This is a genomic window from Aphanizomenon sp. UHCC 0183, from assembly GCF_009712065.1.
In the GTDB taxonomy this organism is placed as follows: Bacteria; Cyanobacteriota; Cyanobacteriia; order Cyanobacteriales; family Nostocaceae; genus Dolichospermum; species Dolichospermum heterosporum.
Window position 1 is genome coordinate 1 of the sequence record NZ_VILC01000141.1, and the last position, 8,076, is coordinate 8,076.

Sequence of the window (8,076 nt, forward strand, 5' to 3'; positions counted from 1 at the left end):
TTTGGCTATCGGCTGATTTTGACCATGCCGGATACAATGAGTCAGGAAAGAAGACTCATGCTAAGAGCTTATGGGGCGCAATTAGAGTTAACACCGGGGGTAGAGGGAATGCGGGGAGCGATCGCTAAAGCCACAGAAATCGTCGCCATCACCCCCAATGCTTATATGTTGCAACAATTCAGTAATCCTGCTAACCCCCAAATTCACGCTTGCACCACCGCTGAAGAGATTTGGCATGATACAGATGGAGAAGTTGACATCCTTGTCTCAGGAGTAGGAACTGGGGGAACAATTACGGGCGTATCCGAGGTAATTAAACAGCGCAAATCCAGTTTTCAAGCAGTTGCAGTTGAACCAGTTAATAGCCCAGTGTTATCAGGAGGAAAAGCCGGTCCACACAAGATTCAAGGTATCGGACCCGGATTTATTCCCGCCATTTACCGTTCTGAACTGATAGATGAAGTCATTCCAGTCTCAGATGACCAAGCGATTATCTACAGTCGGCGGTTAGCAAAAGAAGAAGGACTGCTATCAGGAATTTCTGCTGGTGCGGCTTTATATGCAGCGTTGCAACTAGCTAAACGTCCAGAGAATGCCAATAAATTGATAGTTATGGTCCAGCCTAGCTTTGGTGAACGCTACCTCAGTACCTCGTTGTTTAAAGATGCGGATGAGAATGAATGGTTAACTAAACTTTGAAAATTTAATCATTGGTGATAGAAATAATTATTTTTTTATCTCCTGTCTTTCCTGTTGATTAACCCTCTTCTGTCATTCTCGCCAAATCAAAATCTGAAACCCTTATTTATCAAAGCTTTTAGTGATTTATTAATCTTTCAAAATACTCGCCATATTTTGTTAGTAATAAACGGTTCAAACCTTTAAGATATATGGATTTGAAAATTAGGAAATTATTTTTTGATTCCCAGTTTGACAGAAGAGAGTTAAGTAGGTTGGCGTTGAAAATTTTCGTTATAGCAAGGCAAGAGGCAAGAGTAAAGAAGTTTTCAGTGATTTTACGTTTCTTTACACAGTTTGGTTTTATTGTGTTCACCGTGTTCACCTACTTACTATCATTTTTTTTCACCAAAAAAATTGAAGAAGGAGTCAGGAGTCAGTAGCCAGGAGTCAGAATCAATCAGTCGAGGATTCAAACCTGCGACTGATTAAAGACCACCAAATCGTAGATTTGGTGGTGGTCTTAAACCCAGTTATTCATCCGCCACTCGCACAGAATTCATTCTGAATTCTGACTCGGTGACTCCTGAATTCTGTTCGATAAACAAATACAACTAAGTAGGTGAACACAATAAAACCAAACTGTGTAAAGAAATGTAAAATCGCCCAAACCCTCTTCACTCTTGCCTCTTGCCTCTTGCCTTTTGCCTTGCCATAACGACAATTTTCAACACCAACCTACTTACCAAAAAGTTTTAGCGGACTTAAAGCTTGACTTTTCCAGACAATTACAACCCCTAAACCCATCAGTATAAATGGCACAAGATAATTACCATATTTGGTAAAAAAATTAGCTATTTTTTGCTGATGGGTTAACTGATATGCTGCATAACACCAAATGGCTAACAGAAGAAAAAATAACCCGATGATTATGAAAAAACTCTCTAATCTAATACTAGAAAATAATGGTATATAAATGCTAATATTATCACTACCATTAGCCACCGTTATCGCTGCCACAGTGTAAATTTTTGGTGTTAAAAAAGATGGTGTTATCTCCTGGATTCCATCAGCTAATTGTTCTGTTTCCTTATTCACCAAACTACTAATACCAATAGCAATAGGAATTAAGCCTAGTAAACCAATCCATGATTGAGGCAGAATCAATCCACCAAATAATCCAGGTAAACTGAAGATGACGAGAATAGTAAAACCTAAATATTGACCAACAACAATTTGCCAAGGGCGAAAATTCTCATTTACTTGAGCAAAAAACACTAACAAAATTAAAATATCATCAATATTAGTGGCTATGAAAGCAACTAACCCGGTAATAATTGCTGTCAATAAATTATTCATTTTGGATGATTTCAACAGTAATTACTTAAATCATGTAGGTTGGGTTGACGTAAGGAAACCCAACATTTTCAATATTTCTAACATTTTTGGTATTTTGTTGGGTTGCGCTGTCGCTTAACCCAACCTACATTTTTTCCGGTATTTCTAACATTTTCAGTATTTCCCACATTTTCGATATCTCCAATATCTCCAATATCTCCAATATTTCCGGTATTTTGTTGGGTTGCGCTGTCGCTTAAACCAACCTACATTTTTTTAATTGAACCTGAAAGATATTAGATTGAATTTAGTGTTCCAAATATTGCTATCTTGATAAATAGTGTTTATTATGAAATTTTACCATGAATCAGGTTGCTACTGCTTTTACAGAAGGCATAATTGCCTTTGCTGCCACTAATATTGATGACATTATTATTCTATTGCTATTTTTTTCGCAAATAGATAGAAATTTTCGGCGTAGACATATTTTTATCGGTCAATATCTTGGCTTTACAGCTATTATTATCCTCAGCTTACCAGGTTTTTTCGGTGGCTTAGTTATCCAGCGAGAATGGATTGGATTGCTAGGAATATTACCAATTGCTATTGGGATTAAACAATTAGTCAATCGGGAAGAAGAAAGGACAGAAGTTCAGACAGTAAATACTGAATATAATAGCCCTCCATCTTCTTTTTTATTAAGCATTTTACATCCCAACACTTATAAAGTTGCGGCTGTGACAGTTGCTAATGGCGGTGATAATATTAGTATTTATATACCCCTATTTGCAGGTCAAAATATTGTGGGCTTAGGAATAATTTTGGCGGTATTTTTTGTCATGGTAGGGGTTTGGTGCGGTATCGCTTATTTATTAACTCTTCAACCTAACATTAGTTATATTTTAAGTCGCTATGGTCAGGCTATTGTCCCTTTTGTATTAATTGGTTTGGGGTTATTTATTATGTATGAAAGAGGAACATTTAACTTATTATTTTGGCAAGGAAATTAAAACGCAGAGAGATGTGGAGGTAATTACGCTTGGGCGACTAATTTCCAACTTACCATCATTAAGATGCTATAAATAATAAATCTGAGTGGACGTTGAGGGGTAATCTCGCAAAGTTTCGCACCAATAAGAACTCCGGGAACAGAACCTATCCAAATGGGTATGACTAAACTCCAATCAACAGTTCCTAAAGTCAGATGTCCCAGGGATGTAAATATTAGTAAAATGGCGGCTTGCGTAATATCTGTACCTACTAATTTTCGGGCATCTAACCGAAAAAAAGCGATCAATGCTAGGGCAAACATAGAACCTGATGAAACACTTGTCATTCCCACACAAAAGCCTAAAATTGCACCAATAAGTAAGGATAAAAAACGTCCTTTATTCGTTTTTAAATTTAATTTTGGCAATTCAGGTAAATTAATTTTGGGGAAAAATGTCATCAACAGCATTTGGATTAATGCTGCTAATGTAACTATCAAAATCATTATTCCTAGTAACCGCAGTAAAAGGTTATCTAGGTTATGTTCTCCACTTTGTCTGAGTTGGTGTAAAACCCCTACTCCCAACAGCGAACCAGAAACACTACCCATTGACAGCCATTTAACTACTTCTAAATCAAGGGTTTTCTGTTGCCAGTGTTTTACTCCCCCTACTACTTTCATTAATGTAGCTGCAACCACATCAGAACTAATAGCAATAGAAGGTGGTACTTGAAAAACAAAAATCAACATAGGAGTGATCAAAGATGCACCACCTATACCTGTTAAACCCACTATGATGCCAATAAAAAAGCTGAAAGCTGGTAGTAATAAGTAGTCCATACTGGTGTGAGTGTAAGTTTGAAGAAGATAAGCTCGAATAGACTCAATTTTATGAATACAAAAAATCGCTGTCTAAGTTTGTTCAGGATGACTTTTTATAAATCTTGTAAGTAGGGTTTGCTGAATAAGTTGCCTGTGAAGGCAGGGAACAGGGAACAGGGAACAGGGAACAGTTTCAACGATCTGGATATCCTCAATTTTCCAAATCCGACAAAGAAAAATGCACCTATTTTGAGACACCATCAGCCAAAACCTTGCACTTTTTTGTGATAAAAATCCGCGAAAGCCTTATTAATAAATGGTTTTAGCTTTATTTAGCAAGCCCTAAGTAGACTTTTATTACTCCTGAAGGGTAATTTTTTAGCCTAAGAGGATGAATGATGAATGAACAAGTCTAATTTATTACTTGCCTTGGCGACTAGTAGTCTGTCAACCCGAAAATGACGGGTGAAGGCAAGCAGAGGGAGAAGAGAGGCAGGGGGGGTAGGGGAGGGAAGAACAGAAGTTTTTTCCGATCATTACCCGTCAAAATAAATTTGACGAACTACTAGAAGTCGCGGCTACACAGACAAAACCCATCTTCATGGGTTTAAAACCCTTAATTTTTCGTTAGTCCACGCAGGTGGACTTTGTTTGTGTAGTAGCGTATCCCTTACGGGAGCCGGAGGCATCTTTATAATCGCCGGAAACTTTTCAAACACCCTCTAAGTGTTGAAAGATACTCTAGTTCTCACAATTTTTCATTAAACTACGGTATCTCGATTAGGTTACTGTATTATAAGCTAATAAATAATAAAATGTCTAGTACCAGTATCTATAAAGTTGTCTTAGTGAGAATTTCCTGATTTTCGGGACTCCGCAGCCAATTATTTCTCTTGTCTGGACTAAGATAGTTGATTTATTCTCAGTATTTTGATGAAAAATAATACTTGTATACTGGATGGAATTATGAAAAAACTAAAAAAAAGTCGGGGTGAAAGCAAGTCACCGCTTAATTTTCTGAGAGACTTGTTACTTTCCCATTGGCGTTCTTTGTTGCTGATGCGTTCATGATGATCCCAGTAGTCGGTAGTGTGGGGATTCCTGGTAGTAGCCTCTTTCCCATGCCGGAAGCTCCTTATAATACCTTTCCTTACTTGTTCTTGTTGTATCTTTCTGTTACTTGTGGCTGGTTTTTTATCAAAAAACAGCGTTCTCCCCACTTAGCGGCAGGAATCATTCAAAGAGTTGATGATATTCATGCTCGATTCGTAGAGAGAAATAACTATTAAGGGGTGCTAATAGGTAATGGGAAAGGATCAACATCAATCCTCAATCAATATCTCTTGATAGTCAAAAATTCAAAATCTAAAATCTAAAAACATTATGAGCATAGTAACTGCTATTAGTGCCGGAGCAATGGCTTTTAGTGCCACGAACATTGATGATTTAGTCATCCTGACTTTATTTTTCTCTCAGGTAAATGCTAAGTTTCGCCGTTGGCATATTATTATTGGTCAGTATCTAGGTTTCACTGCCTTGATTTTAGCTAGTTTGCCGGTTTTTTTTGGCGGTTTAATCTTACCCTGTCCTTGGATGGGCTTATTTGGTTTAGTTCAAATCATCATTGGGATCAAGAGTTTAATGGATCAAGGAGGAGACGAATCAGAGGATGTGGAGACAGATCCAGAAGTTGCAGAGCGATCGCTATGGGCGAAGTTTTTCAATTTGCAAACTTATAGTGTTGCGGCTGTCACATTTGCCAATGGAACAGATAATATTAGTATTTATGTGCCGATATTTGCCAGCAGTAATTAGCAAAGTCTATTAGTAATTTTGGGTGTTTTCTTTTCATTAGTGGGGGTCTTGTGTTACGTAGCACATAAGTTAACTTATAATCAAGCCTTAGCTAACATTTTTACCAAATATGGTAATCGTTTCATGCCCTTTGTTTTAATCGGATTAGGTACTTTTATCTTCCTCGGTAGTCATAGTTTTAGTTTTTTCAATCTTATCCATAGATAAATTATTTTTTTGTGTTTACATCCTGCTGAAAAAAATTATCGAACAGAATTCAGGAGTCACCGAGTCAGAATTCAGAATGAATTCTGTGCGAGTGGCGGATGAATAACTGGGTTTAAGACCCCCACCAAATCGTAGATTTGGTGGTCTTTAATCAGTCGCAGGTTTGAATCCTCGACTGATTGATTCTGACTCCTGGCTACTGACTCCTGACTCCTTCTTCAACAAGATTCATAAATATAGATTAAACAAAAGGGGAATTTAAATTGAGCATACTAGCATTTTCTTTACTAGTTTGGTTGGGATCATTTAGTGCCGGGTTAGTCGGAGCATTAACTGGGTTAGGTGGTGGAGTCGTGATAGTTCCGTTATTAACTTCCGTCTTTGGTGTTGATATTCGCTATGCCGTTGGGGCATCATTAGTATCAGTTATTGCGACATCATTAGGTTCAGCATCTACATATATTAAAAAAGGCTACGCTAATCTGCGCTTGGGAATGTTCCTGGAAGTAGCCACCACCATTGGCGCTCTCATTGGGGCTTTAATTGCCACTCATGTAACCGTAAAAATACTTTCCTTGGTTTTGGCAATCGTACTAATTTATTCAGCATACCTGTCTCAACGCCCCAGACCAGAACAAACAGAAACTGCTCCACCAGATCCTTTGGCAGAATATCTCCAACTTAATGGGACTTACACCACTCCTGATGGTGTAATCCCTTACCAAGTTCATGCTTTACCTGCTGGTTTTAGTATTATGCTGGTAGCAGGAGTGCTTTCTGGTTTATTGGGAATTGGTTCGGGAGCATTCAAGGTATTGGCCATGGACCAAGCTATGCGTCTCCCTTTTAAAGTTTCTACGACCACCAGCAATTTTATGATTGGTGTCACAGCCGCAGCCTCAGCAGGTCTTTATTTAACCCAGGGATACATAGATCCAGGTTTATCTATGCCCGTTATGTTGGGAGTGTTACCAGGTGCTTTTTTAGGAGCGAGAATTTTAATTGGTGCTAAAACCCAAATTTTAAGAATTATCTTCAGTTTTGTATTGGTAGTAATGGCATTAAAAATGGTCTATAACAGTCTAATAGGAGGGCTGTAATTATGTATAAATTAAATTCTGGTTTTCGCTGGACTTGCACAACACAGATAGAAAGAAAAGTTGGAACTTTCACTTTTCAATTAGAGGAGCAAGATTCTGATATTCAACAGTTAGAAGAACAGCGTCTTAAAAATCATGATGATGAAAATTTAAGTAATCCAAAACTTACAAAATCAGCAAGTGAAAAACAATTAGAATATCTACTCAGTAACCTGCTAATGTATGGAGTTTTAATCGCTAGTTCTATAGTATTATTTGGGGGTATACTATATTTAATTCATCATGGCTCTGAGCCGGCGGAATATCAAATATTTATAGGCACACCATCTGAGTTTCACTCCCCCATAGGTGTAGTAAATGCTGTTTTCGCAGGTAGCCGCCGGGGAATTATTCAATTAGGGCTGTTAATACTCATTGCTATCCCCATTTTGCGCGTAATCATTTCTTTCTGCACTTTTCTTTTACAGCGAAATTTTATCTATGTCGTCATTACATCATTAGTGCTTGCTAGTCTAACTTATAGCCTGGTTGGCGCATATTACTAATGTTTATTATCGCCAAAATTACTTTTCCCTTGTACTATTCTTGGCTACTGGCTATCAAATATTATAGGCATCCTGTTGATGCAATATGGTTCAGTAGATATGTTTCAACAAGAAAGCAAAGAACGTAATTTGAAAAAAGAGTTATTTAACAGTCTCATTTCTTCAACTGCATATACATTAGTGATTGTACTTTTAATTCAGTTGAAGATTATTGATACTCCGATTTTATTTACTAATGGGTAATTGATAAAATTACTTCCATATTCCAGAGAAGTTAATTTTCACTAGCTGTAATTAACTCCTGAATATTCCAAAAGTTCGGGCTATCTTTACCCATAATTAGCGGTAGTTTTCCATTCCATTTCTCTAGATTATATTTTTTCATCCCTAATTTCCATAACTAAGAGAATTTTGATTAGTGAGATAGAATTTTATGCAGTTAGATAAAACTTACCAGAATCTCTGGCTAATTAGCAATTACAATAGGTTATTTTCACAGAAATAGACGGTGTAGAAAATATTGAATTTGATCAAAAAAACACTATTGCTTTTGGAGAAACAAATGGATAAAAAAAGGCGG

The 8,076-nt window shown here is 37.2% G+C and carries 8 protein-coding genes and 1 pseudogene; 7 read left to right on the forward strand and 2 right to left on the reverse strand.

Annotated features, from left to right (window positions below; all coding sequences use genetic code 11):
- On the forward strand, positions 1-699 hold a 699-nt coding region (locus FJR37_RS24960; RefSeq protein WP_168467405.1), incomplete at its 5' end, for a pyridoxal-phosphate dependent enzyme.
- Between the two features lie 717 nt (positions 700-1,416).
- Here the strand turns inward: FJR37_RS24960 and FJR37_RS24965 are convergent.
- Positions 1,417-2,037, reverse strand: coding sequence for a cadmium resistance transporter (locus FJR37_RS24965; protein WP_168467406.1), 621 nt, complete (start codon positions 2,035-2,037; stop codon positions 1,417-1,419).
- A gap of 341 nt (positions 2,038-2,378) precedes the next feature.
- On the opposite strand from FJR37_RS24965, the gene FJR37_RS24970 reads away from it, so the two are divergent.
- Complete coding sequence (locus FJR37_RS24970; protein ID WP_168467407.1) at positions 2,379-3,026, forward strand: cadmium resistance transporter; 648 nt, start codon at positions 2,379-2,381, stop codon at positions 3,024-3,026.
- Positions 3,027-3,049: 23 nt separating this feature from the next.
- Here FJR37_RS24970 and FJR37_RS24975 read toward each other — a convergent pair whose 3' ends face one another.
- Complete coding sequence (locus tag FJR37_RS24975; RefSeq protein ID WP_168467408.1) at positions 3,050-3,847, reverse strand: sulfite exporter TauE/SafE family protein; 798 nt, start codon at positions 3,845-3,847, stop codon at positions 3,050-3,052.
- 1,049 nt (positions 3,848-4,896) lie between these two features.
- On the opposite strand from FJR37_RS24975, the gene FJR37_RS24980 reads away from it, so the two are divergent.
- The 5 genes and pseudogenes from FJR37_RS24980 to FJR37_RS27910 all read left to right on the forward strand — a co-directional run.
- Positions 4,897-5,118 (forward strand): hypothetical protein, encoded by a 222-nt coding sequence (locus tag FJR37_RS24980; RefSeq protein ID WP_174763477.1) that lies wholly within the window; start codon positions 4,897-4,899, stop codon positions 5,116-5,118.
- A 94-nt stretch (positions 5,119-5,212) separates the two neighbouring features.
- The gene (locus FJR37_RS24985; protein ID WP_371416169.1) at positions 5,213-5,644 is read left to right on the forward strand and encodes a cadmium resistance transporter; all 432 of its coding nucleotides are present in this window, start codon (positions 5,213-5,215) and stop codon (positions 5,642-5,644) included.
- 470 nt (positions 5,645-6,114) lie between these two features.
- Positions 6,115-6,951, forward strand: a complete 837-nt coding sequence (locus FJR37_RS24990; protein WP_168467409.1) for a sulfite exporter TauE/SafE family protein — start codon at positions 6,115-6,117, stop codon at positions 6,949-6,951.
- Between the two features lie 2 nt (positions 6,952-6,953).
- Complete coding sequence (locus FJR37_RS24995; RefSeq protein WP_168467410.1) at positions 6,954-7,496, forward strand: DUF1634 domain-containing protein; 543 nt, start codon at positions 6,954-6,956, stop codon at positions 7,494-7,496.
- A gap of 3 nt (positions 7,497-7,499) precedes the next feature.
- Positions 7,500-7,739 (forward strand): annotated as a pseudogene (locus tag FJR37_RS27910) (hypothetical protein); the annotation flags it as partial.
- Positions 7,740-8,076: the final 337 nt, after the last annotated feature.

What these genes read in the sequence shown, in the direction of transcription:
- FJR37_RS24965 (WP_168467406.1), bottom strand. Translation starts at nt 2,037, where the DNA reads ATGAATAATTTATTGACAGCAATTATTACCGGGTTAGTTGCTTTCATA.
- FJR37_RS24995 (WP_168467410.1), top strand. Translation starts at nt 6,954, where the DNA reads ATGTATAAATTAAATTCTGGTTTTCGCTGGACTTGCACAACACAGATA.
- FJR37_RS24985 (WP_371416169.1), top strand. Translation starts at nt 5,213, where the DNA reads ATGAGCATAGTAACTGCTATTAGTGCCGGAGCAATGGCTTTTAGTGCC.
- FJR37_RS24980 (WP_174763477.1), top strand. Translation starts at nt 4,897, where the DNA reads ATGATGATCCCAGTAGTCGGTAGTGTGGGGATTCCTGGTAGTAGCCTC.
- FJR37_RS24970 (WP_168467407.1), top strand. Translation starts at nt 2,379, where the DNA reads ATGAATCAGGTTGCTACTGCTTTTACAGAAGGCATAATTGCCTTTGCT.
- FJR37_RS24975 (WP_168467408.1), bottom strand. Translation starts at nt 3,847, where the DNA reads ATGGACTACTTATTACTACCAGCTTTCAGCTTTTTTATTGGCATCATA.